Genomic DNA, 24324 nt, shown 5'->3' on the forward strand with positions numbered 1-24324 from the left:
CAAATTGTTGAAATGAAATTAATATCCCGGTGCCTGAATCATTTGCGGATTACTATATACCTCATCTGCATACACAGGAAGAAGATACATACGATTGTCCCACATAAATGGCTGATTTATCCTGGTCCGCACATTAAATTCATCAAAAGAAGGATCATACTTCTCCAGTACATTCAGACCTTCTCGTACACCAGCTTTCAAATTATCCGGAGCAATCATCCAACGACGCACATCATAGTAACGATGACCTTCTCCCCATAATTCAACAAATCTTTCATTACGTACCCAGTCCATCAGAGACATTACCTTCAAATCACTTTCTTTCAATTCAGTAACCCCTGCCCTACGACGTATTGTGTTTATATCCGCTAACGCTTCTTTAGTCATATCTAAGGCAGCGTAACATTCTGCACGATTCAAATAGAGCTCGGCCAAACGGAATAATGGTACCGGATAATTTACATTATTACCTTCACCGCCACTCTCAGAAGTAAAACTCAAATCAGGTTCAACAAATTTCTTACTTAAAAAGCCCGTAGGTGAATAATTCCGATTCACTTGTGGATTACGCCCCTGCCTGCTAGAACTCTTCATATTAAGTTGCAAAGACTTTCCATTGACTAGCTGTTGTGTATACTCTCCTCCATCAAAAGCCATCCATGCATAAAAACGCGGTTCACGATCTACACATAGATTAATAATATCAGATCGGCCACTCACACCTGCAGATTTTAACCAACGACTTTTATCCACAAACTTTTCATCATTTTCCGGTAACTTTCCATTTTTTGTACAAAAGTGTTCCATTGTATATAAAGTGGGGGCCATTTGACTATATCCAGATACCCATGAGCCATTTCGTTCAATAATATTCAAAGGTAAAGGCGACCAGAATCCCACAACAACGTATGGTACAATTCCCCATAAATACTCAAAATTACCTTCATCAGGAGTAGATTGTAATACAAAACTCATCAATTTAACATGTTCCACAAAGTCTTTATCAGAATTTCCCGGTATATATGGATCTTTCAGATTCGCAGCTCTTGAGGGCATATTATCTAAAAGCAGCAATTTATTCCCTCCTTCATCTTCAGCCCACTTCAAAGCATAATCACAAGCTGTCAGAGCCTTTCTCCATTTTTCCGGTTCATATGAATTGCTCACTAATTCCTTTCCATATCCGGGGGTTTCATATGTCTTATTTTTCCATCCTTTATCCGGGAAACCACCATTCCACAAGTCAGAAGCGGCATAAAGCAGCAAACGAGCTTTCAAAGCATAGCAAATAGAAGAAGTCGCTCTTCCCCACTCCGATGTCGTACGATAAGCAGGAAGATCAGTGGCTGCTTCATCACACTTTCTACAAATATAGTCTACAACATAATCAAAATGTGAACGTCCCGGAATCTCCGAAACAGGAGTGGTCATTGGCATAAAACGATCAATCACAGGAATTGGTCCATAGTCTACCAACAAACGAAAATGGTAATAAGCAATCAAAAAATTGACCTCTGCCCTATATTGCGTTTTCATGGCCTCATCTACCCCTAACGGACTGGATTTATCTAGTTGTTGTAAGAACAAATGGCATTGTCCAATAGCATTATATGCATTATGCCAATGTCCGTAATCTATTACAGATGAGCTTAATTGATTATAACTAAGTTTCTGTAAACCACTATTCATCTCAATTGAGTTGATAGTTTCATCTGTAGAAGGATTGTCAAAAGTGACCGTATTCTCAACACCACTATAACAAGAATACAGAAAGTTACGTACGGCATTCGCATCTCTCATTGTATCATCCAGATTCGCCTGTTCAGGTGGAATTACTTCCAAATAATTGCAAGCAGATAATAACCCTATTGACAAAAAGATTTGTAGGAAATATCTAAAAACAGCTATTTTTTTCATATTATTTGTTTTTATAATATTAGAATTTCAGTTGAACTCCCAAATTAAAAGTACGAGACAAAGGATAAGAATCATAACCTAACTCCGGATCCCATAGTTTAAACGGACTCCATACAGCCAAGTTATCACCACTAAAATAGACACGACAATAAGGAAATGTATATCCCAATTCAAGCGTTTTGAAACGAATAAAATTTCCATTACGCATCCAATACGAGCTAGCCTTCATATTGTTTTCAATCTGACTATTTTGAACTCCTAGTCTCGGATAGGCAGCACTTGGATTCGGATTCTTTTCTGACCAATAATCCTTAGCAATAAAAGCCATTAAGTTACGTTCGCCATATGACACATCCGAAAAGAAAGGAGAAATACCATTAATCATTATAGTACGTTGGGCAGAACCATTAAAGAATACTCCGAAATCAATTTTTTTATAAGTTATATTTATGCCCAAACCATATTGAATCCGAGGAATATTACCATAATCTGATAATACTACCATATCATCCTCAGTAATGAGTCCATCACCATTCACATCACGATACTTTATATCACCCGGCATAACCGTACTACCTAAGCTCTGGGTCGGACTTACATTAATTTCTTCCTGACTAGCGAACAAACCTTCTGCAATATATCCTTTCGTTGTACTTAATGGTCTTCCCGTATCCGATTTCCAGACATAAGGATAGTCCGGTTCATCTTTATATACATATTTATTTTTATTATACGTAAGGCTACCACGCATATCAATGATAAACTCCTTAAAAAGCTCTTTGCGCCAATTGATACTGAATTCATACCCCATATTATCAACGGCACCAATATTACTCCAAGGTACAGCATTCTGATACCCCATAATAGCCGGCCATGAAGCACGTCTCATCAGGATATTATACCTTTTATCATAGAAATAATCAAAAGTCAGATTCACTTGATTAAACAATTCCAGATCCACACCAATATCCAATTTCTTTACCCGTTCCCATCCTGCATTCATCACTGCATACGAATTGACAACAGGTCCCTTATATGCATCTCCTCCAACATTACCAAGATAACCGGTATGATATACTCCACTGCCTGTCAAATTGACTCCATCCAGATATAAGAAGTGTGCAGCAGCAGGATTTGCCTGAAGCCCGGTTTCATCACTACCCACCAATCCATATGAACCACGAATCTTAAAATAGTTGACATACTTCTCCATTGGTTTCCAGAAATCTTCACCGCTGACAACCCAACCTAGTGACATAGCCGGAAAGAATTCAAAACGATCCTCTTTCCCCAAACGTTCCGTACCATTATAACCGAAATTGGCCTCTACTAGATATTTGTGCTTATAGTCATAAGTAAAACGGCCTGAAAAACCTTGATTACGATTTGGCAAAGTTCCATTACGATATTCACGTTGCATATACATCAACATCCCCGATACTGAATGTTTCTCTCCGAAAGTACGTGAGTAATCAATTCTGGCATCCAGATAAATCGTATTATCATTTCCTTTCTTTATCTCACCTTCCTGAATATATTCTTGTCCACTATTACCTATACGATCTAATCGCAGATTATCTTCTGTAGAACTCATCTTTGCCAAGTAATAAAATGGTTCCATCGTACGCGTATAATTAGAAGATGCATAACCCTTAAAATTCACCAATGCTTTAACTGACAACCCTTTTGTTATAAAACCCAAGTCCTGTTCAATATTTAAAGTCGTATTCAAAGTACTATAATTTTCCTCCTTAAAAGACTCCATCATCTTCGCATATGGATTAAGATATGTCCTTTCTCCCTGTGTAAGCCAAGCATTACCAAAACGAATATGGGTATCACCTTCCTGGCTAGGATAAGTGGCTGGAAATGTAATAGGATTGGCATAATAAGCATATTTAAATAAATCAGAGACAGAATATCCGGGTCCTTTATGGTGCCCAATTTGTGCATTCATCCTCAATCCTACTTTAGTAGTAGAAGTTAGCTTGTAAGTGATATTATTTTGAAAAATATAATCCCATTGATTGATATTATTATCGAAAGAGTAAGTTTTAGGTATATCCAACATACCGGTATTATGATTGGCTTGCAAACTCAAATAATATGTTACACGCGAACCACCACCGGAAACATTCACATTTGCTCTTTGATTCATTGTCATGTCTTTAAACATCACATCACGCCAATTTACATCCGGTGCCAGGTAAGGGGAAGTATGCGAACGTGTTAAATCAATTATATCTCTGGAATATTTCAAACCAGCATCGGGATTACGCGTCAATAAAGCTTCATTATAGATTTCCATCCAAGTGGCTCCATCTACATAATCCACCATTTTTGTCGGTCGCATAAATGAATTCTCAAATGAAACATTAATTGTCGCTTTGGAGTTTTCCATACCATCTTTAGTCGTGACAAGCATAACACCATTAGCTCCACGCGCACCGTAAATAGCAGTAGCCGAAGCATCTTTTAATATCGAAAAACTTTCAATGGATTCCGAAGGTATACGGTTTAAATCACCAGAAGATATTTCCACTCCATCCATTAAGATAAGAGGAGTAGCGCGCCCGCCGAAAGTACTGACACCACGAATATAAAATTCAGAAGCAGCTCCCGGTTCTCCGGTTTTAGTGACAGCAACCACACCAGCCAATTTTCCTGCAAAATTATTTGTTAAAGCAGATGAAGGGCTACGCAACCCCTCACCTTTTACAGAAGTAATAGACCCCGTTACTGATATTTTCTTTTGCGTTCCGGCTCCTACAACAACTACTTCACTTAACATTTCATTATCGGATGCCATCTTCACATTCACAATACCTAAATCACCTACCATTAATGTTTGTTTCTTATATCCTATATAAGAAAATTCTAACTCTGTATTATTTGAAACCTCTATTGAAAACTTTCCATCCAAATCTGTTATTGTACCTACTCCCGGTGTATCTTTAACCGAAATACTGACTCCAACCAATAACTCGTCAGTCGAAGCATCTATAACTGTACCTATTAGTTTACGTTTCTGTCGTTTTTTATTTTGAGAATCCTGTTGGACGCTATTCTTTTTCAAAGAGATTTGTCGATCTTTGATCTCATATTGAACATCCATGCCTTTAAATAACTGATCCAAAACAAAAGTTATAGGTTTATCTTTCACTGATAAACTCACTTTTCGTTTGGTATCAATTGTATTATTGTAGTAAAAGAATATAAACTCACTATTCTTCTCTATATAATCAAGAACCTCTTTTACGGTTTTATTCCGTACTTCAATCGTGAAAGTTTTCTCTTGATGATATATTCCTACATTGACAGAGTAAGAATGCAAAGAAAGAAAACAAAAACTAAAAAGGAATAATATGCGAGATATTTTTATCCTCGCAAAAAAGTCTGCATTGTTATTTTTCATATATTAGCAACGAATTAAAAAATTAAACAATCTTGAACATTGTTTCAATTTGATTATAGCTGAATGATAGCGCAATATCGTTCAGCTATTTTTTATGGGGTCTTTATTTCTCATAAAAAACAGGTGTAATAATAAGGTTAATAAATTAAGTTTATTCTATCATCTATTCCTTTCTCACATATATTTTATCATCTAAATTTTCATAATAAATAGGAGCGGAAAATGATATAGTGTGTAAGACGTCTTCTAACTTTTCTTTTAAATCCAACTTTCCAGAAACCAGCATTTGTTCAACTTCCGGATCTAGAATAAATTCCTTTCCATAATACAGATTTAACTTCTTGAATACTCTATCCAATGGTTCATTTGTATACATCAACATATTCTTCACCCAACATACATAAGGTTCTATGTCTACATTTTTAGGAGCATCCAGCTGCCCGGCATGAATATCGACCAATTGCCCCGGAGCGAGCTTCACTTGTTTTTTACTCTGATTCTTTATATTTACACTTCCTTCAACCAATACTACAGATGACATTCCTTCCGACGGATATGCTGATACATTAAACACCGTACCTAACACTTGCACTTGAAAATCCTTTGTCTTGACTATAAAAGGAGTCTTTTCATCATGAAATACATCCAAGTAAATCTCACCTTCTACATAAATCTCACGTCTATTCTTATTAAAATAACTAGGATAAACGACACGTGTTCCCGAATTTACCCATAAACGAGTACCATCTGACAAAGTCAACTGAGTTCTTTTTCCTTTGGGAATGATCAGCTGGTTGAACTCCATTTCTTTTTCTTTCACCTCAAGCTGATTTATCGTATCAGAGTTAACAACTACTGTTCCACACTGAGAATAGACAATATTTGCATCATTCGCTCCAACTTCTATTTCTTTCTTCCCAGGCATTAACAATATTATCTCACTATCTGCTGATTGACTTATTTGATTTTCTGCAAACTCTGTTATTGTGTTATCTTCTATATAATAAGACATGAAATGTTGCCCCAGCAGAAATATACCCAAAAAGATTGCAGCTACAGATGAAGCTGTAAATATATAAAGGATACGACGCCGGGTATTTTCAGCCCTTTCAATACGAACCTGAGATTCTATACGCTTCCATAATTCATCCATTCCCGTAGGAGTACTTGTTTTCTCCGACGATCTAAAATGCTGAATTAGTCTTCGCGCAACATGTGTTATATTGGATTTATTCTTTTCCATTCTTTATTACTCTTTATATTAGATACGGTAATAAAGAAAAAAACTACTCACTTTTTAGGAAAAAAATAAGAGAAAAAATAAATAAATAATTGTCATCAGCTATTTTCATCCTAAGTTTTGTCAAAGCACGAGAAACTAAATTCATGGAAGATTGAGGGTTAATATCCAGTATTACAGCGACTTCCTTATAGGACAATCCTTTAATATAACGAAGATAGATCGCTTCTCTCTGATTGTCAGAAAGACTTTTATAAGCTTCCATTATTTTTTTACTAAGCAATAATTCTTCATCATTATCTTTAAATAGTGCCGCCAAGTAAGTATCATCAACTGTCAATTCAAAAGATAACTCATTTAAATCCTCTACCACCTTCAATGATGACAGCTTATCAAACAATATATTTCTCAAAGACTTTAAAAGATAGGATCTCACATAATCTGTGGATGATAAACGGCTACTATTGCATAATTTGACGAAAAGGTCCTGAATGGCATCCTTCACCATTTCTTCATCCGTACAATATTTAAGCCCATAGTTCAGCAACAATTCATAATGCCTCCTATATAACACTTCCAAAGACATCATGTCCCCCTTCAACATAAGGTTCCATAAAGCAATGTCCTCCATTTTATAATAAGATCCCTGTTGCATGATTAGTATTAGAGCCCATTCAATTTTAAAAGATTAATATAATAAAGAGTGCTTCTTCTCTCCTTAAAAGTTTTTCGGATACTACAAAACACATATAGGATGAATTTAGAAGAAATACAGCGGCAAGTTATCAAGTTTTTTTTGAACTCGCAAGAAAGATATCAATAAATGCCACCAAATAAACAGGAGAGATTCAACATCGTGCATCCATAATATCAGATTTACCGTCCTTATCACCAACCTGTCTCATCCCATCCGGCAGCGGAGTACCATTGTATCGACTGACGATAAAAAGGATTTATCTCCTCTTCATACGACTGACGAAATATATAAGTAGAAAGTCCTGCAGAGCCATTCATCAAGAAACTACCGCCATAACTGGAGTAATTATTAGGAGTAGTCTTCCAATAAACCACAGCAGCATCATAAGCAGCTTTCCAAGCCTCATATTCGCTAGTCTCACTACCTAAAGAACGTATTAATCCATCAAAATCATAATAATACTTACTGGACCGACAATCATAACAGAGTATGCCCGATGTGGCTATCGCTTGTCTGCCCTTAATATATTTCGGAATAATCTCACTACTGCTTTTAGCCAGTTGTTCCAACATGGAAGTGTTCACAACAGAAACAGAGACTCCTGCCGTCCAGGGATCACCTAAGCCCCAATTATATGGCAATTTGCCAGTATAAAGATTTTCATCTGCATAAAATTCAAAATATGCCTTTGCTATGTCCGTAGCCGATGCATTATTGGCAAACATAGCCGGAACTACTTTCTGATATGGAGCACCCGGCGCGGGTATCTCTGTCGGAGAGCCTATTATGTAATCCGCATGTTCCTTCAATTCATAGACCACTTCAACAGATTGCATAAAGCATGCATCGAAAAGGAGAAAACTCAAATGAGGCGCATTACGCAGAACATCTTTTAACTCGGAAATATCCATGTAATTTGAACCACCATCCTGTCCCCACCAACGGGTTTTATTTTGCGATTTTGCCAACCATCCTTCTCCATGAGACCACAAAACCAACCCATAACTCTGTGCGGGATATTCAGAAAATGCCGTGTTGATAACCTCCTTCATCTTAGAGACATCTACAGAGTTTCTTCCTTCATACGTAGCGATTACCTCCTGTACGACATTCTTCTTTTTATCCTTCTTCAATCGAATTAGTTTAGGACTTGATCCGGTATCAATGTATACGAGTAGGTTATAAGAGTTATCATCTACAGACTGCATCCCCTCTGTCATTTCCGCCAAATCCTCTGTGGCAAAGCTGCGAAGAGAATTATCACCTGCTATATAAACAAGAACTGTACGCATCTGGACTCCTCTTTCATCATCGTCATTATGACAAGCGATTACCAGCATAGCCAAACACACAAACAAGGAGAATATTTTTATCTTTTTCATTAGATTTCAAGTTTATTACGAGGCAAAGATAAAAAAATAAGAGATGCAAAGCTGCATCTCTTATTATATTAACAATTTAACTATTGCTTATTATTCTTCCGGTTTCGTAAAGTGGAATTTATCAGAATCAATCCGCGACACCGTCATTCTATTATTTTTCTTGTATTTATTCAGAATCTTCGTTGCCTCTTTTTCTAATTTCTTCTTGTTTTCCGAGAAGTAAATCATACATGTACTATTCTGTTGCAACTGGTTATCCTCCAAATAATTCTTCAACTGATAACTATATAACTCACGGTGAGACAAGAAACCTTCCTTGCTAACTTTCGCACTATCTAATATCTGAATGTCCGTGAAATAGACTACTGTATCCGTAAATGAGGCAGAAATTCCAAAAGCATAAACCGGTTTAGAGTGGTCTTTTTTCAAGGAAAAAGCGGAGCACATGGTAAACACAAGTGCAATTGCAAATAGTATTTTTACGTATTTCATATCATATAATTTTTAACCTTGCAAAGGTAACAAAAAAGAGGAGATTACCTCTATTTATCTCAAATAAATAGCATTTCTTAGTCATAGACCCATAGCAGGACTGGTTTCTTTTCCGCTTTGAGCAACCCGTCAACTTTCCTCATCACTTCATCAGATATTACAGGACACCCTTGACTGATTCCTAACGGAAGATGCAAAGGATACACCTCTGTTTCCGGCAACGGAGTATAAGAATGCAACACGATATACCGCTTGAAAGCATTATCATTCGTCGCTTCCAATCCATGTAATTTATAATGAATATTGATTCCCCACTTGCTATACGACCGGATACCCACTTTGTATTTCCCCAAAGAAGAGCAATAACTACCTTCCACATTGCTGAATACAGGCTTGGACACAGTGCTATTTTTCCCATATCCATGAGCACAGAGACTGGCATATTTCACGGAATCTCCTTTGAAATCCCATACAAAAAAACGCCTTTTACCAGAATGAATACTGAAATCTACCAGAAAGCAATAATTCGTATTATATCCGTTCTTATCACAATAAGCCTTTCCCACCTGTGCTTTTTCCCGCAAACGCTGCTCTACTTTAACAGGCACCGAATCAGAAGAGGATGCCGCACATTTTGCATACGCCACCATCCCTGCTCCCAAAACAATAAGAACCAATGATATTAAAACTGACTTTTTCATAAAACTCGCATAGTATAAGATTGAATTATAGAATGGGGCTTATGTAAAAAGTCGCATAAGTACATTCTTCTATATGAAAAGTGCGACTTATGCGACTCTAATTCTTTTTTCTTTCAGAAACTGATATTCCTTACTTATCCCAAGTAAGATTTGAGCAATTTACTACGATTACTTTGTCTAAGTCTTCTAATTGCTTTTTCTTTAATCTGACGAACGCGCTCACGTGTGAGGCCAAATTTATCGCCGATTTCTTCCAATGTCATTTCTTGCTGTCCGATACCGAAAAACATCTGAATGATTTCTTTTTCTCTATCGGTTAACGTAGAAAGAGCTCTATCAATTTCCCTCGCAAGAGACTCATTAACCAGAGAGCGGTCCGCCATTGGCGAATCATCGTTAACCAACACATCCAACAGGCTGTTATCCTCCCCTTCCACAAAAGGCGCATCCACCGAAATATGACGGCCGGATACCTTCAGCGTATCAGAGATTTTATCAACCGGAATTTCCAGTTCGTCTGCCAACTCCTCGGGAGACGGACGCCGCTCGTTTTCCTGTTCAAACTTCGAGAAGGCTTTGCTGATCTTATTCAGCGAACCTACCTGATTCAACGGGAGACGAACAATACGCGACTGCTCTGCCAATGCTTGCAGAATAGACTGGCGAATCCACCATACAGCGTAGCTAATGAACTTAAATCCACGTGTTTCATCAAATTTCTCGGCAGCCTTAATCAGTCCTAAATTGCCTTCATTAATCAAGTCAGGCAAACTCAAACCTTGGTTCTGGTACTGTTTAGCCACAGATACGACGAAACGAAGATTGGCACGTGTCAATTTTTCCAATGCTACACGGTCACCCTTACGAATGCGTTGAGCGAGTTCCACTTCTTCCTCGACAGTAATCAGGTCTTCACGGCCGATTTCCTGCAAATACTTATCAAGAGAAGCGCTCTCTCTGTTAGTGATACTTTTGGTAATCTTTAGTTGTCTCATTCTTTAAAAACAGATTTGGAGTGCAAAGTTACGACAAATAATTTGTTAACATACAAAATTAAGTAACTTTTACACTATATTTTTCATCTAATAAAACAAAAAGAGATGCCGACAAGTTGATTGGCGGCATCCTTTTTCTATTTCATTAGCTTATCCTGCAATCTTCTTACCTTATTTTATATATTACTCTTGAGTCAGATCGACAGCGAAATATCCGCGTTTACCTGATGGGAACACACCGGTCAGGAATAATACCTGGTTCGGAGACTTAACAGCAGCTTTCATCACTTCTTCCAGATCGCTGACTTTGCGCATCGGCTGGTCATTAGCTTTCAGGATAATGAAGCCTTTACGAACTCCTGCATCTGACATCTTACCGGAGGAAACTCCTGTCACTTGCAGACCGTAGCCCAGATTCAATTGCTTCTTCACGTCATCCGGCAACTCTTTGAAAGCAGCTCCCAAGATTTCCATGCCTGCATCTTTCACAATCTTGGTAGTACCTTGCTCGTTCTTCAACGTTACTTCAACGGTCTTTTCCTTCTTATCGCGCATCAGTTTCACTTTCACCTTATCACCCGGACGATGTTTAGCAAGTGCTTCCTGCAAGTCAGCCATATTGGATACTTTCTTATTATCCACACCGATAATTACGTCATCCACTTTGATATCAGCTCCTGCAGCAGAACCATTCTCTACGATTTCAGAAACCCATACTCCTTCTACAACACCCAGTTCTTTAGCTTTATCTGCCAGTGTCTTACCGGATTTGTCAATCGGTTGACGGTCGTCCATCAAACTGCTACCGATAGAGCCACCACGAATACCGAGCAATGCACGTTGTACTGTTCCATATTGTTTCAAGTCGGCAATTACTTTCGTCATAATGCTGGTCGGGATAGCAAAACCGTATCCTGCATAAGCACCTGTCGGAGAAGAAAGCACAGAATTGATACCAACCAATTCACCTTTGGCATTTACCAATGCACCACCACTGTTACCCTGGTTGATGGCAGCATCCGTCTGGATGAATGATTCTATACCACCATTATATACTCCCAGAGAACGGGCTTTTGCACTTACGATACCGGCAGTTACAGTAGAGTTCAAATTGAACGGGTTACCTACTGCCAATACCCACTCTCCTACTTTCAACGCTTCGGAGTCCCCCACCGGAATAGTCGGGAAATCATCACCCTCAATTTTCACCAGCGCAAGGTCGGTGCTGGGGTCAGTGCCAATCACGCGTCCTTTAAATTCACGGTTATCATTCAGTTTCACACTGATTTCATCCGCACCTTCAATCACGTGGTTGTTCGTTACGATATATCCATCCTTCGAGATGATTACTCCCGAACCAAAACCTACACGAGGTTGAGACTGTACCTGACGTTGCTGTCCGCGTCCATCACCAAAAAAGAAATCGAAAATGTCCGGCGCTTGCTGAACAGTTCTTGTCTTAGCTTCTTGAGTAGACCTTATATGTACGACAGCATGAAGCGAATTCTCCGCAGCCTGGGTCAAATCAACAGGTTGGGCGTTCACAGCATCAAAAGCGGCCAATTTTACATTGGGATTCTGCTTGAACATCTCATTGAAAGATGTCTCTTTGGCAGCTTCGTTAGATTGCAACAATTTGTAAGTTGTCAATCCTGCAACTCCTGAGCTAAGAAGAACGATTGCTCCTACTCCCAGAATGTTCTTTGTTGTTTGTTTCATGATTTATAATTCTTTAAAATGTTAATATTCGACATTGTTTTAACTTTTACGACGTTAAAATAATAACAAATATCGTTCACTTATTCTACTTGTCACTCTTTTTTGTCCACTTTTAACAGAGAATATTTGGAGCTTAACAGCGGTTAACGACAACACCTGACAAATTTACATTCGTTGTATGTCAGATGGCTTTAACACTCTGACATTCATTCAGTAAAGTCAGATTTTCATGACACCGATTCCGGGTAAGTCATTCAGGGTGATCTTTCCTTTCACCACTTCCCCCCCTTTAAAGCGATCATTAGAGATAAGCAGGTTGCCATCCAGGTCGGCAAAATCCACTAATGGCGAGAACTGTGAAGCAGCAGAAATAGCACAGGAAGTCTCTGTCATACAGCCCACCATGACACGCATGCCGAGTGCATGAGCCAATGTCACCATCTTCCATGCTTCACGCATACCGGTACACTTCATCAGCTTTATATTGATTCCCGTGAAAGCGCCTTTTAAAGCGGCTACATCTCCCAGACGCTGCAAGGATTCATCCGCAAATATCGGTAGCGGGCTCTGTTGCGTTATCCAGGCAATATCCTCTAGCTTCTCTTTAGGCATGGGCTGTTCTATCATCACAACGCCTTTTTCTTTCAGCCAATGAATCATATCGAGCGCGTATTGGCGGTCTGTCCATCCTTGATTGGCATCTATCGCTATCGGAAGGTCTGTTACCGAACGAATGGTTTCAATCATCTCCTTATCATTGTCCCGTCCCAGTTTCACCTTTAATATATTAAACTGATCGGCACACTCTTTTGTTTTCGCCCGCACTACATCCGGCGTATCAATGCCTATCGTAAAGGTAGTGGAAGGTGTCTTTTCTTTGTTCAATCCCCATATCTTATACCAGGGAGCGCCCAATAGTTTCCCTACCAGATCATGAAGGGCGATATCTACCGCAGCTTTCGCTGCCGTATCCTTTGGCGAGAGGCTGTCAACGTATGACAAAATGTCATCTAACTGAAAAGGATCACTAAACTGTTCCAGATTCACTTTCCCAAGGAAATTCATCACAGACTCTACTGTTTCTCCCAAATAAGGAGGCATAGAGGCTTCTCCATATCCCGTCACGCCTTCATATTCTATTTCTACCTGCACATCGGGAGTTGTTGTACGCGAATAAGTGGCAACTGTAAACACGTGCCTCAACTTCAATTCATAAGGGAAAAAAGTCATTTTCATCTTCCCTCCCAAACCGAGCTTATTTATATGAATGGTAGAAAGCAATGATTCTCCGGCTAGTGCCTGACGAGCTACTAACCCCGAACCGAAAGCAGCCAAAGCTGCCGTTTTCAAAAAATCTCTCCTGTTCTGCATTCTTTTATTGATAAAAGGGGTTCTTATTTGTGGTATTCATTCCTTTCTCCTTATTTATATAAGGTAAAAAACGGACAGCAAAAAGTAAACGCTTCGTGTTGAATTCATCATAGTTTTGATCCGCAGGATTCATGCTGCTGACATGCACATCTCCCAATGCGTGGATAAACTGCTTGTTTCCGAGGTAAATGCCGACGTGAGAAATACCTTCTTTACGTTCCGCAGTCGCTTTCCGGCCGAAAAACACCAGATCTCCCCGTTTGACATTAGAGAAGTCAGGAGCAATATCGATATGTTCGCCCACATAGGCCTGTTGAGAGGCATCTCTCGGGATAATAATGTCATGCATAAAAAGTACGGTCCGTACCAGTCCGCTACAATCCACTCCCTTGGAAGAGGTTCCTGCCCATAGATAAGGAATTCCCATCATCGAGTAAGCTGTTTCAATGATGCTTTCAACATCTTGTTTCAGTGAAGCTCTCCATTGGGTTTCGGGCTGCGAAATAGATTTCGGGATATAGGCTTGTCGTCCATCCGGATAAGACACTTTATAAAAAAGCCTTGTATTTCCTTCCCATTTCAGACGGTTGCCTGCCACTACATCAGATACGGGCCGTGATTTTTCATCCGGTTTCTCATACGCAAATCCGTAGTGCGAGGTAACCACTATCTTTTCTGCCCGGTTCCATTCATCATACCGTTCTTTCGACATGGGGGTAATCACCATCCGGTGCACCCATCCGGTATAATCATCCGGTGTTTGTATCTCGTACCAACCGTTATACTGAAGCACCTTGACCGGCATTCCCAACAATGCCTGCGTACTCATGCCGGAAGTAAATTTGCCTTCCTCGCGCAAATTGCAAACTGAAATATGTACTACCCCATAAGCCGAATCGGCAGGCATGGGACGTATTTCCTGTGCTTGCAGGCTAGCTGCCATCATCGCCAGGAAACAATAGAAAAGGAGGATATTCTTCTTCATTAAAATCCATTTTAATGATAGCAAAGTTAGAAATTATTTCTATTTGTGATACTTTCTTTGGCTAAAACAAAATAAATGACGTATTTTTGCAGTCTAAAGCAGTTGGCCGGTCTGTCGCGTGCATGTTTCGTGCAGGAGGAAAGTCCGGGCAACATAGAGCATCCTACTTCCTAACAGAAAGCTGTCCGCGAGGGTAGAGTAACGTAGAAGAAAATAACCGCCGCTCCTTTCGGGGAGAGGTAAGGGTGAGAAGGTGGGGTAAGAGCCCACCAGTCGCATGGCGACATGCGGGCTGTACGTCTTAGGAGTTGTAAGGTCATGTAAACCGGCGTTATGAGAGTTGCTCGCTCCATGTCGGAGGGTAGACCGCTAAAGTGTCGTGGTGACACGCCACTCAGATAAATGACAGGCACCTGATATAATCAAAGATTAATAATCGGAAATTATATGGGTACAGAACTCGGCTTATAGGCTGACTGCTTTTTCTTTTAATTATCCATTTAATTACAAATGACTAATGGATGAGGATCGACTGTTCGAGCAAGTCTGTTGTAATCAGTAATTAGTTGCTTGCAATTAGTAATTAGCGAAGAACTATGAAGAAGAAAATCACCGATATATGGAAGTTTCTTACGTATGACATCTGGCGCATTACGGAAGACGAAGTGACCCGAACCAAGTTCTCACTCTACAATATTATAAAGACCGTCTATCTTTGTATCAATCGGTTTACCAAAGACCGGATGGCCAATAAAGCTTCTGCACTTACTTATAGCACATTGCTTGCCATTGTACCCATACTTGCCATCCTGTTTGCCGTAGCGCGTGGTTTCGGGTTCGATAATCTGATGGAACATCAGTTTCGCAACGGCTTCGGAGGAAATATAGAAACGACAGAGGCCATTCTCTCATTCGTCAACTCTTATCTTTCACAAACCAAAGGAGGTATTTTCATTGGAGTTGGTTTGGTAATGTTGTTATGGACGGTTATCAATCTGGTCAGTAATATTGAAATCACCTTCAACCGTATCTGGGAAGTGAAAAAAGCACGATCCATGTATCGCAAGATTACAGACTATTTCTCCATGTTCCTGCTGATGCCGATTCTGATCGTGGTATCCGGAGGACTTTCTCTATTTATGAGCACCATTCTCAAGCAGATGGATGACTTCGTTCTGCTCGCTCCTGTCATGAAATTCATGATACGGCTTATTCCTTTCGTCCTGACATGGCTGATGTTCACCGGGCTGTACATCTTCATGCCGAACACGAAAGTGAAATTCAAACACGCTCTCATTGCAGGTATTCTGGCAGGGTCTGCTTATCAGGCTTTTCAGTTCCTGTACATCAACAGTCAGTTGTGGGTGTCAAAGTACAATGCCATTTATGGTAGTTTTGCCGCACTTCCCTTATTCCTGCTTTGGTTGCAGATATCTTGGACAATCTGTTTGTTTGGAGCCGAACTGACGTATGCCGGACAGAATATCCGCAGCTTTAGCTTTGACCAGGACACCCGGAACATCAGCAGACGATACCGGGATTTTATATCCATCCTGATTATGTCACTCATAGCCAAACGATTCGAAAAGAACAAACCGCCCTATACGGCTGCAGAAATATCGGAAGAACATCAGATTCCCATCCGGCTGACAAACCAGGTGCTTTATCAGTTGCAGGAAATAGAATTGATTCACGAGGTTGTTACCGACGAAAAAAGCGAAGAAATCGGTTACCAGCCTTCAATGGATATCAATCAACTAAATGTGGCTGTCCTGCTGGACCGTTTGGACACATACGGCTCCGAGAATTTCAAAATTGACAAAGACGAAGAATTCAACGACGAATGGAAGGTACTGACCGAATCCAGAGAAGAATACTATAAAAAAGCAAGTAAAGTATTACTGAAGGATTTGTAGAAAAGTCAAACCTTAAATCGCGAAAATGAACTTAACACAATATTAGAAAAAAATGAAAAAGCTACTGCTAAGTGCATTTGTCATCTGTCTAGCAGGGACAAGCATTGCACAAGAATCTCCTTTATGGATGCGCCACTGCGCTCTTTCTCCAGACGGAACCACCATTGCATTTACCTACAAAGGAGACATCTACACGGTACCGTCAACCGGCGGACGTGCCACACAAATCACCACCAATCCGGCTTTTGATACGGAACCGGTATGGAGTCCCGACAGTAAACAAATTGCCTTTGCATCGGATCGCATGGGAAGTCTCGACGTTTTCGTCGTATCCAGTGAAGGAGGAGCACCCCAGCGACTGACCACTCATTCAGGCAGTGAGAAACCTGTTGCCTACAAAGACAACAAACACATTTTATTCACAGCCAACATTGCTCCCTCTGCCGAAGATGTCGGATTTCCTTCCGGTCAGTTCCAGCAAGTGTACGAGGTAGCCGTGACGGGAGGACGCCCCGCTATGTTCTCATCCATGCCAATGGAGTGCATCTCTATCAATAAGGAGGGAGTGATGCTCTATCAGGACAAGAAAGGATACGAAGACTATTGGCGCAAGCATCAGGTATCCCCTATTGCCCGTGACATCTGGACATACACTCCCGGAAAAACCCCTGTTTATCAAAAACAAACTACTTTCGGAGGTGAAGACCGCGAACCGGTATGGAGTCCTGATGGTAAATCATTCTATTATCTAAGTGAAGAGAAAGGTTCCTTCAATATATTCCAACGTACTCCCGGAGCCACCACTTCCCAACAAATCACTTTCCATACAAAGCATCCCGTACGCTTTCTAAGCATTTCAACCACCGGCACACTCTGTTATGGTTATGACGGCGAGATTTATACACTTGTTCCGGGCAAACAACCCCAAAAGGTAAACATAAGTATCCTGGCAGACAAGAATGACAAAGATATTATCCGCCAAATCAAATCCAACGGGGCTACCGACATCGCTGTATCTCCCAAAGGAAAAGAAGTCGCATTCATTATGCGCGGTGATGTTTACGTAACCTCTATTGACTACAAAACAACCAAACAAATCACCAACACACCCGATCAGGAACGTAACATCAGTTTCGCTCCCGACGGACGCACACTCGTCTATTCTTCAGAACGCGATGGATTGTGGCAGCTTTACACTTCCACCATCGTACGCAAAGAAGAGAAACAATTCACCTATGCCACAGAATTGAAAGAAGAACGTTTGACAAACTCCAAAGTCGCTTCTTTCCAACCACAATTCAGTCCTGACGGTAAAGAGGTTGCTTTCCTCGAAAACCGTACCGCTATCCGCGTCATCAATCTGAAAAGCAAAGCCGTACGCACAGTGATGGATGCCAAATATCAATATTCTTATGCCGACGGTGACCAATGGTTCCAATGGAGCCCCGACAGCCAATGGATTCTATCAGACTTCATTGGCATAGGAGGCTGGAACAATAAAGACGTCGTTTTGCTGAAAGCCGACGGAAAAGGCGAAATGGTCAATCTTACCGAAAGCGGATACAGCGACAGCAACGCCAAATGGGTGTTGGGTGGAAAAGCAATGATATGGAACAGTGACCGTGCCGGATACCGTAGCCATGGTAGCTGGGGAAGTGAAGACGACACCTATATTATGTTTTTCGACGTCGATGCCTACAACCGCTTTCTGATGAGCAAAGAAGATATTGCCTTACTTGAAGAAGCGGAAAAGGCAGAGAAAGCAGAAAAAGAAAAAGCCAAGAAAGAAAAGGCAGAGAAGAAAGAAGACACTAAAGACAGTAAGAAGAAAACGAACCAGAATGAGAATGCGAAAAAAGACAGTACGGAGGTGAAACCTCTTACATTCGATTTGGAGAATCGTTTTGACCGCATCGTTCGTCTAACTGTAAATTCTTCCCGCCTGGGTGACGCTGTTATGAGTCCGAAGGGTGATATTCTTTATTACCTGGCAGCTTTTGAAGGAGACTATGACCTTTGGGAGCATAAACTGAAAGAAAATACGACTAAAATATTATTGAAAGGAGTTGGCGGCGGCTCGCTCATACCGGATAAAGAAGGAAAGAATATCTTTATGTGCACAGGCGGCCGATTGAAGAAAATAGAGATTGCCGGTAGCAAAATTACACCGATAGAATTTGAAGCATTCTTCGATTACCGTCCTTATGATGAACGCGCATACATCTTCGACCACGTTTGCCAGCAAGTAAATGACAAATTCTATATTGCCGACTTGCATGGAGTGGACTGGAAAGGATATAAAAAAGCATACGAACGCTTCTTGCCCCACATCAGCAACAATTATGACTTCACGGAAATGTTGAGTGAATTGCTTGGCGAATTGAATGGTTCCCATACCGGAGCCCGGTTTGCAGCAGGAGGCAGCGCAATGCCTACCGCTACTCTGGGAGTCTTTTACGATGAGTCATACGACGGTGCCGGGTTAAAGATCAAGGAAATCATGAAGCAAAGTCCTTTCACCCAGAAAAAGACAGAAGTGAAGGCAGGTTGCATCATTGAAAAAGTAGACGGCACAGCGATTGAAGCCGGTGCTGATTACTTCCCGTTATTTGAAGGCAAAGTCGGACGCAAAGTAGTACTTACCGTATACGATCCTTCTACTAAAAAACGTTTTGAAGAAACAGTAAAAGCAATCAGCTATGGAACTCAAAGCGACCTGCTTTACAAACGTTGGGTAGAGCGCTGCGCCAAGAAAGTGGAAGAGCTTTCCGGCGGACGCATTGCTTATGTACATATTAAAGGTATGGACAGCCCCAGCTTCCGCAAGATCTATTCCGAACTACTCGGCCGTTATCGTAATAAAGAAGCCGTAGTGGTAGATACCCGCCATAATGGCGGCGGATGGCTGCACGATGATGTAGTCACCTTACTTAGTGGAAAGGAATATCAACGTTTCGTGCCACGCGGACAATATATCGGCAGCGATCCATTTAACAAATGGCTGAAAGCCTCATGCATGCTAACTTGCGAAGACAATTACAGCAATGCTCATGGCACTCCTTACGTATATAAGACTCTAGGCATTGGTAAACTGGTAGGCGCCCCGGTGGCAGGCACGATGACCGCCGTGTGGTGGGAACGCCAGATAGATCCGTCTATCGTATTCGGTATCCCGCAGGTGGGTTGCATGGATATGCAAGGCAACTATCTCGAAAATCAGACCTTGCAACCTGATATTCTAGTTTATAACGAACCGGTAGCCAGCCTGAAAGGAGAAGATGCACAACTGAAAGCAGCAGTAGACTACCTATTGAAAGATTTGTCAAAAAAGAAATAAATATAGCATTATTGATGCCGCTTTTCTGGCGGCATCAATAATATACTAACTATCAACACCTTAAAAAAGCTATTTATTGGTTTTAAAGAAACAGGTCGTTCCTTTAAAAGGAAAGCATCGTTGGTTTAAAAGGAACGTCCCCTTCCTTTAAAACCAACGATGCTTTCTGTTATATGCTTATCCTAAAGGGCTAAGAATATAATTATTTTTCAATCAATAACGATTGTATGAAATCACCTTTTCTTTCGGCTTCCTTATCTTCTTACGTTTTTCCTTTGCCGGATAGCCAATGACAATGTCCAGCAATAAACGTTTCGAAGCAGGAATACCGGCAAGCTGTTTCAGCTCTTTTTCATCGAACCAACCCAGAATACAAGAACCCAAACCTTCGGCTTCAGCTGCCAGAGAAATATGAGCAGCCGCTATTCCAATGTCGATCAACGGGAAATGCTTGCCTTTTACCTTTCCGCCAAGCAGGGAGGTTATATTAGCAGATTCTTCTACAACCAGAATATGCACGGGAGCATCTTTGGCAAACTTATTCATTCCCAAGCCAGCAGCAGCTTTCCCGGCTTTTTGAGCCAGTTCCTTATCTGTGATGACCACAAACCTCCAAGGTTGTGCGTTGCAGGCCGAAGGCGCCAAACGTGCAGCTTCAAGTACCCGTTCCAACTTTTCCGGCTCCACCGGACGTTCCTTATCATACGAACGGTCACTTTGACGAGCCTGCACCAATTGAAGAAAATCAGTATATGCCATTTCCAATCCTCCGGTCACTTATTTATATTTTCTTATTTATATTGAATCATCCGGCTGATATACTTGCCGATAATATCGAATTCGATATTTACCACACTGCCAATCTCAAACGTATGGAAGTTCGTATGCTCGTATGTATAAGGAATGATAGCCACCTGGAAAGTATCATCCGTCGGATTACATACCGTCAAGCTAACACCGTTCACAGTCACCGAACCTTTATCCACAGTGATATATCCGCGTTTCGCCATCTCCTTGTCAAACGCATATCGGAATGTAAAATACCAGCTGCCTTCCGCATCCTTAATATCGATACAAGTAGCAGTCTGATCCACATGTCCCTGAACGATATGTCCGTCCAACCGACCGTTCATCATCATGCTACGTTCAACGTTCACCTTATCCCCCACTTTCAACAAACCGAGGTTAGAACGCTCCAACGTTTCTTTCATGGCAGTCACCGTATACGTATCATCCGTCAGAGTCACTACCGTCAGGCATACACCATTGTGAGAAATACTCTGGTCGATTTTCAACTCATTCACAAACGAACACTTAAATGTAAAGTGTATATTCTCCTGGTCTTTCACCAGTGCTACCAAAGTAGCATATTCTTCTACGATTCCAGAAAACATAATTCTATTTACTATTTACGATTTTACAATTGAAAGTACTCTCTTAATGCAAGGGTCAAAGATACGAATAAGGAAGCAGCTTAGAAAATAAGAGCAAAAAAAAATGGGGCTTTTCACAAAGCTCCATTTTTCAGTTTTCAATAGGTATTAGTTTTTTTTTAAGGTAAAAAGATTGTTTTCAGGATAACGGTGCAAATATAGGCGGTTTTACCGATACTATCCAAATTATAAAACATGTCATATAACATCTTTTTGAAAATTCTTTGGATTTATTATCATTTGAAGCAAAATCTCCTGTAACTTGTCCGTTACAGGAGACAAATATAAGATAATTTTTTAAGGAGCCCTAATTTCTGTTTAAAAATCGGCAGAAAATTACTTTTCCGGGTAATTTTCATCCGTTTTTCCACGATGTTTTAACACTTTGGCATCAATGAAGAAGACAATCTCCTCGGCAATGTTGGTAATATGATCTCCCGAACGTTCCAGTTTACGGAACACACTGACTAAATCTACGCAAGTATGTACAGCTTCCGGATGTTCGATAATATAGTCTGAAAGAATCCCTGTTGCATCCGCATTGATTTCATCCAGCAAATTATCCTTAGCAAACACTCCTGCCGCCAAATCATTACTCTCTTCATTCAAGGCACGTTTTGCCAGTTCCAGCATCGACAACACCTCTGCTTGCATCTCTGCCAGGCGGAGACGAGACAACAGCTCCGCATCCAATACCGGTTCTTTGCAACGAAGTACAAAACGGGCAATTCCTTCCGCAAAGTCACCCAAACGTTCCAAGTTCGTATTGATTTTCAACATAGCCAACACAAAACGAAGATCAATCGCCACCGGATTATACAATGCGATAATATCTTCCACATCACTATCTATCTTCAATTCAAAAGCATTCACCCTGCGTTCGCGAACCATCACCTGTTGAGCCAGCTCCTTGTCAAGGGTCAACACAGCCTCTCCGGCACGGTCAAGCTGGTTGTACACCAAGGTCCACATTTCATCAATTTCCTTCTTCAATAGGATGAGTTCCGATTCTATAAACTTTACCATAGTCTATTATATATAAATGATTAATATTCTATCAATTGGGTTCCAGATACCCGGATTACCCAAAACGTCCCGTTATGTAATTCTGGGTAGCCTCTTTCTCCGGATTGGTGAATATCTTTTTCGTCTGATCGAACTCCACCATTTCTCCCATATAGAAAAACGCCGTCTTATCACTGACACGGGCCGCCTGCTGCATATTATGCGTAACGATTACAATCGTATAATCCTTCTTCAGTTCATGAATCAACTCCTCCACTTTTGCCGTAGAAATAGGATCGAGCGCAGACGCAGGTTCATCCATCAGCAATACCGAAGGAGAGACAGCCATCGCACGGGCGATACAAAGACGCTGCTGCTGTCCGCCGGACAGTGCATAAGCCGATTCCTTCAACTTATCTTTCACCTCATCCCAAAGAGCCGCTCCTTTCAATGTTTCCTCCACACGCTGGCGAATGAAAGCATTATCTTTTATTCCGTTCACACGAAGTCCGTAAGCCACATTCTCGAATATGCTTTTCGGGAAAGGATTGGGACGCTGGAACACCATTCCCACATTCTTGCGGAGTTCGTCCACTTCCACGCCTTTCGCATAGATATTATGTCCGTCGATACGGATTTCTCCCTCCAGACGGGTAGCAGGAATCAAATCATTCATCCGGTTGAAAAGCCGGAGGAAAGTAGATTTGCCACAACCGGACGGTCCGATAAAAGCAACAACCGATTTTTCCTCAATCTGCATGCTGATGCCCTTCAGTGCATGAAAGTCCCCATACCAGAAGTTCACATCACGCGCATCTATTTTCACTGTATCCATATACTAATTTAGTTCGTTTTTACTCTTTTCTCAAAATACTTTCTCAAGGCATTAGCCAGCAGATTCACCAACAGGATAATCATAATCAATACCAATGCCGTGCCATAAGCCAGCGGCAGTTGTGCCTCCATATCCGTTCCACTGGTGGAAATCACATACAAATGGTAAGGCAAGGCCATACACTGATCCAAAATGCCGGTAGGAAGTTGCGGCAGGAAGTATGCGGCACAAGTAAACAGAATCGGCGCCGTCTCTCCCGAAACACGTCCCAAGGCGAGAATCAACCCAGTGATAATGTTCGGCATACCCATCGGCAGAATAACGTGCCATATCGTCTGCAACTTCGTCGCTCCCAATGCCCGGCTACCTTCACGCATACTGTCGGGAATGGCTTTCAAGGCTTCCTCCGTTGTCCGGATGACCAAAGGTACGCAAAGCAAACCTAATGTCAAAGAGCCTGCCAGAATACTATCACCAAACCCCATATAATTGACAAACAGCGCCATACCGAACAATCCGAATACGATGGAAGGAATACCGCTCAAGTTATTGGTCATCACCCGGATAAAACGTACCAACCTGCCTTTCGGCGCATACTCATTCATATAAATCCCACTCATCACCCCTATCGGAAATGCAAACAGCGCACTTCCCACCATCAGGTAGAAGGTACCGACAATAGCCGGCCAGATACCGCCACCTGTCATTCCGTCCGTAGGAGCCGAAGTGATAAAATCCCAACTGATAGCACCGATTCCCTTATAGATGATAAATCCCAGAATCGCAAACAATATCAATACAATGCAAAGACTCAACAACCGGAAAATCCCGAAAGCAAATTTCTGCGAACGGTGTTTAGCTTTATTATTACTCCGTATTTCCAT

18 protein-coding genes and 1 other RNA gene are annotated in these 24324 nt (G+C 41.0%); 3 read left to right on the forward strand and 16 right to left on the reverse strand.

The features are described from left to right. Window positions 1-18: 18 nt before the first annotated feature. The 11 genes from H8796_RS20985 to H8796_RS21035 all read right to left on the reverse strand — a co-directional run bounded on the left by H8796_RS20985 (window position 19) and on the right by H8796_RS21035 (window position 14914). Complete coding sequence (locus tag H8796_RS20985; protein WP_117934845.1) at window positions 19-1917, reverse strand: RagB/SusD family nutrient uptake outer membrane protein; 1899 nt, start codon at window positions 1915-1917, stop codon at window positions 19-21. Window positions 1918-1936: 19 nt separating this feature from the next. Then, window positions 1937-5332, reverse strand: a complete 3396-nt coding sequence (locus tag H8796_RS20990; RefSeq protein ID WP_117934847.1) for a TonB-dependent receptor — start codon at window positions 5330-5332, stop codon at window positions 1937-1939. A 163-nt stretch (window positions 5333-5495) separates the two neighbouring features. Next, complete coding sequence (locus H8796_RS20995; RefSeq protein WP_117934849.1) at window positions 5496-6575, reverse strand: FecR family protein; 1080 nt, start codon at window positions 6573-6575, stop codon at window positions 5496-5498. Between the two features lie 43 nt (window positions 6576-6618). After that, window positions 6619-7203 carry an RNA polymerase sigma factor gene (locus H8796_RS21000; RefSeq protein WP_229128505.1) on the reverse strand — a complete coding sequence of 195 codons (585 nt, stop codon included), beginning with the start codon at window positions 7201-7203 and terminating at the stop codon, window positions 6619-6621. A 257-nt stretch (window positions 7204-7460) separates the two neighbouring features. Then, window positions 7461-8651: a clostripain-related cysteine peptidase gene (locus H8796_RS21005; protein WP_117934851.1), complete on the reverse strand. Its 1191-nt coding sequence runs from the start codon at window positions 8649-8651 to the stop codon at window positions 7461-7463. A gap of 90 nt (window positions 8652-8741) precedes the next feature. Beyond that, window positions 8742-9143, reverse strand: a complete 402-nt coding sequence (locus H8796_RS21010) for a hypothetical protein (RefSeq protein ID WP_004296669.1) — start codon at window positions 9141-9143, stop codon at window positions 8742-8744. A 77-nt stretch (window positions 9144-9220) separates the two neighbouring features. Then, window positions 9221-9844 carry a murein L,D-transpeptidase catalytic domain-containing protein gene (locus H8796_RS21015; protein ID WP_117934853.1) on the reverse strand — a complete coding sequence of 208 codons (624 nt, stop codon included), beginning with the start codon at window positions 9842-9844 and terminating at the stop codon, window positions 9221-9223. A gap of 134 nt (window positions 9845-9978) precedes the next feature. Next, on the reverse strand, window positions 9979-10839 hold the full coding sequence (locus tag H8796_RS21020) for an RNA polymerase sigma factor RpoD/SigA (protein WP_002561589.1): 861 nt from the start codon (window positions 10837-10839) through the stop codon (window positions 9979-9981). 183 nt (window positions 10840-11022) lie between these two features. Continuing rightward, window positions 11023-12558, reverse strand: a complete 1536-nt coding sequence (locus H8796_RS21025) for a trypsin-like peptidase domain-containing protein (RefSeq protein ID WP_117934855.1) — start codon at window positions 12556-12558, stop codon at window positions 11023-11025. 219 nt (window positions 12559-12777) lie between these two features. Next, on the reverse strand, window positions 12778-13929 hold the full coding sequence (locus tag H8796_RS21030) for a dipeptide epimerase (RefSeq protein WP_117934857.1): 1152 nt from the start codon (window positions 13927-13929) through the stop codon (window positions 12778-12780). Window positions 13930-13933: 4 nt separating this feature from the next. After that, window positions 13934-14914, reverse strand: coding sequence for a C40 family peptidase (locus H8796_RS21035; RefSeq protein WP_117934858.1), 981 nt, complete (start codon window positions 14912-14914; stop codon window positions 13934-13936). Window positions 14915-15012: 98 nt separating this feature from the next. Here H8796_RS21035 and rnpB point away from each other — a divergent pair. The 3 genes from rnpB (at window position 15013) to H8796_RS21050 (ending at window position 20167) form a co-directional block, all read left to right on the forward strand. After that, an RNA gene (gene rnpB, locus H8796_RS21040) (RNase P RNA component class A) lies at window positions 15013-15398 on the forward strand. A gap of 112 nt (window positions 15399-15510) precedes the next feature. Further along, window positions 15511-16830, forward strand: coding sequence for a YihY/virulence factor BrkB family protein (locus H8796_RS21045; RefSeq protein ID WP_117934860.1), 1320 nt, complete (start codon window positions 15511-15513; stop codon window positions 16828-16830). Window positions 16831-16882: 52 nt separating this feature from the next. Next, a complete protein-coding gene (locus tag H8796_RS21050) occupies window positions 16883-20167 on the forward strand; it encodes a S41 family peptidase (protein WP_117971688.1) in 3285 nt (1094 codons plus the stop codon). A 213-nt stretch (window positions 20168-20380) separates the two neighbouring features. Here H8796_RS21050 and H8796_RS21055 read toward each other — a convergent pair whose 3' ends face one another. From H8796_RS21055 to pstA, 5 genes are all read right to left on the reverse strand, one after another. Then, the gene (locus H8796_RS21055) at window positions 20381-20926 is read right to left on the reverse strand and encodes a nitroreductase family protein (RefSeq protein WP_008777194.1); all 546 of its coding nucleotides are present in this window, start codon (window positions 20924-20926) and stop codon (window positions 20381-20383) included. A gap of 32 nt (window positions 20927-20958) precedes the next feature. Then, entirely contained in the window at window positions 20959-21561 is a 603-nt protein-coding gene (locus H8796_RS21060; protein WP_004303876.1) for a riboflavin synthase, read from the reverse strand. A gap of 375 nt (window positions 21562-21936) precedes the next feature. Next, entirely contained in the window at window positions 21937-22626 is a 690-nt protein-coding gene (phoU, locus tag H8796_RS21065) for a phosphate signaling complex protein PhoU (protein ID WP_004296659.1), read from the reverse strand. Window positions 22627-22681: 55 nt separating this feature from the next. Next, on the reverse strand, window positions 22682-23440 hold the full coding sequence (pstB, locus tag H8796_RS21070) for a phosphate ABC transporter ATP-binding protein PstB (protein ID WP_004296658.1): 759 nt from the start codon (window positions 23438-23440) through the stop codon (window positions 22682-22684). 8 nt (window positions 23441-23448) lie between these two features. After that, complete coding sequence (gene pstA, locus H8796_RS21075; RefSeq protein ID WP_004321179.1) at window positions 23449-24324, reverse strand: phosphate ABC transporter permease PstA; 876 nt, start codon at window positions 24322-24324, stop codon at window positions 23449-23451.

It is taken from the genome of Bacteroides sp. M10 (assembly GCF_014334015.1).
GTDB lineage: Bacteria > Bacteroidota > Bacteroidia > Bacteroidales > Bacteroidaceae > Bacteroides > Bacteroides intestinigallinarum.